This window comes from Streptomyces sp. NPDC005151, from assembly GCF_053599875.1.
Genome location: NZ_JBSFYR010000232.1, coordinates 1 through 2,364, shown reverse-complemented (window position 1 = coordinate 2,364; position 2,364 = coordinate 1). Strand labels below are relative to the sequence as shown.

Below are 2,364 nucleotides of genomic sequence, written 5' to 3'. Positions count from 1 at the left end.
GTCGTCGTCCCGTCGGCACACCAGCAGGACATCACTGTCGCGGACGACTACTGCGATGCCCACGCGCAGTGCCTGCGCGCCCGGCGGCGTCGAGTCGAACGGCAGCACGGGTGCTTGCACCTGGTGGCGAGTGGCGAACGGGTGAGTAATACATCGGAACATGTCCTGTAGTGGGGGATAGCCCGGCGAAAGCCGGATTAATACCGCATACGATCTACGGATGAAAGCGGGGGACCTTCGGGCCTCGCGCTATAGGGTTGGCCGATGGCTGATTAGCTAGTTGGTGGGGTAAAGGCCTACCAAGGCGACGATCAGTAGCTGGTCTGAGAGGACGACCAGCCACACTGGGACTGAGACACGGCCCAGACTCCTACGGGAGGCAGCAGTGGGGAATTTTGGACAATGGGCGAAAGCCTGATCCAGCAATGCCGCGTGTGTGAAGAAGGCCTTCGGGTTGTAAAGCACTTTTGTCCGGAAAGAAATCCTTGGCTCTAATACAGTCGGGGGATGACGGTACCGGAAGAATAAGCACCGGCTAACTACGTGCCAGCAGCCGCGGTAATACGTAGGGTGCGAGCGTTAATCGGAATTACTGGGCGTAAAGCGTGCGCAGGCGGTTTGCTAAGACCGATGTGAAATCCCCGGGCTCAACCTGGGAACTGCATTGGTGACTGGCAGGCTAGAGTATGGCAGAGGGGGGTAGAATTCCACGTGTAGCAGTGAAATGCGTAGAGATGTGGAGGAATACCGATGGCGAAGGCAGCCCCCTGGGCCAATACTGACGCTCATGCACGAAAGCGTGGGGAGCAAACAGGATTAGATACCCTGGTAGTCCACGCCCTAAACGATGTCAACTAGTTGTTGGGGATTCATTTCCTTAGTAACGTAGCTAACGCGTGAAGTTGACCGCCTGGGGAGTACGGTCGCAAGATTAAAACTCAAAGGAATTGACGGGGACCCGCACAAGCGGTGGATGATGTGGATTAATTCGATGCAACGCGAAAAACCTTACCTACCCTTGACATGGTCGGAATCCCGCTGAGAGGTGGGAGTGCTCGAAAGAGAACCGGCGCACAGGTGCTGCATGGCTGTCGTCAGCTCGTGTCGTGAGATGTTGGGTTAAGTCCCGCAACGAGCGCAACCCTTGTCCTTAGTTGCTACGCAAGAGCACTCTAAGGAGACTGCCGGTGACAAACCGGAGGAAGGTGGGGATGACGTCAAGTCCTCATGGCCCTTATGGGTAGGGCTTCACACGTCATACAATGGTCGGAACAGAGGGTTGCCAACCCGCGAGGGGGAGCTAATCCCAGAAAACCGATCGTAGTCCGGATTGCACTCTGCAACTCGAGTGCATGAAGCTGGAATCGCTAGTAATCGCGGATCAGCATGCCGCGGTGAATACGTTCCCGGGTCTTGTACACACCGCCCGTCACACCATGGGAGTGGGTTTTACCAGAAGTGGCTAGTCTAACCGCAAGGAGGACGGTCACCACGGTAGGATTCATGACTGGGGTGAAGTCGTAACAAGGTAGCCGTATCGGAAGGTGCGGCTGGATCACCTCCTTTCCAGAGCTATCTCGCAAAGTTGAGCGCTCACGCTTATCGGCTGTAAATTTAAAGACAGACTCAGGGGTCTGTAGCTCAGTCGGTTAGAGCACCGTCTTGATAAGGCGGGGGTCGTTGGTTCGAATCCAACCAGACCCACCACCGTCTTGTGTGGCGGTACACCCTGAGGCAAATCTGTACTCATGGGGGCATAGCTCAGCTGGGAGAGCACCTGCTTTGCAAGCAGGGGGTCGTCGGTTCGATCCCGTCTGCCTCCACCAATCTTCAATGACAAACATTCGAATGACGATTGTTCGAGTCTTTGTCATTGGCGATTGAGCCAGTCAGAGGATATCAACAGATATCGGCTGTCGTTCTTTAACAATCTGGAAGAAGTAAGTAATTTGGATAGCGGAAGCGTCTTGAGATGGACGTGGAAACTATCCGGGTTGTGATTGTATCGATGTATCTCAAGATGATTCGAACTCTATGTTTGACTCAATTGGAATACGGCACAACGCGAGAACTCAACCTGTAGCGACTGTCGCGAGACAGACTCGTTATAGGGTCAAGCGAACAAGTGCATGTGGTGGATGCCTTGGCGATCACAGGCGATGAAGGACGCGGTAGCCTGCGAAAAGCTACGGGGAGCTGGCAAACAAGCTTTGATCCGTAGATGTCCGAATGGGGAAACCCACTCCTTTTGGAGTATCCATGGCTGAATACATAGGCCATGCGAAGCGAACGCGGTGAACTGAAACATCTAAGTAACCGCAGGAAAAGAAATCAACCGAGATTCCCAAAGTAGTGGCCGGTGAC

The 2,364-nt window shown here is 54.3% G+C and carries 2 tRNA genes and 2 rRNA genes; all 4 read left to right on the top strand.

The window, feature by feature from the left end:
• Positions 1 to 42: 42 nt before the first annotated feature.
• A 16S ribosomal RNA gene (locus ACWD6R_RS40350) occupies positions 43 to 1,566 on the top strand.
• Between the two features lie 64 nt (positions 1,567 to 1,630).
• A tRNA-Ile gene (locus ACWD6R_RS40345) sits at positions 1,631 to 1,707 on the top strand.
• 43 nt (positions 1,708 to 1,750) lie between these two features.
• Positions 1,751 to 1,826: transfer RNA gene (locus ACWD6R_RS40340), tRNA-Ala, on the top strand.
• Between the two features lie 285 nt (positions 1,827 to 2,111).
• Positions 2,112 to 2,364: ribosomal RNA gene (locus tag ACWD6R_RS40335) — 23S ribosomal RNA — on the top strand; the annotation flags it as partial.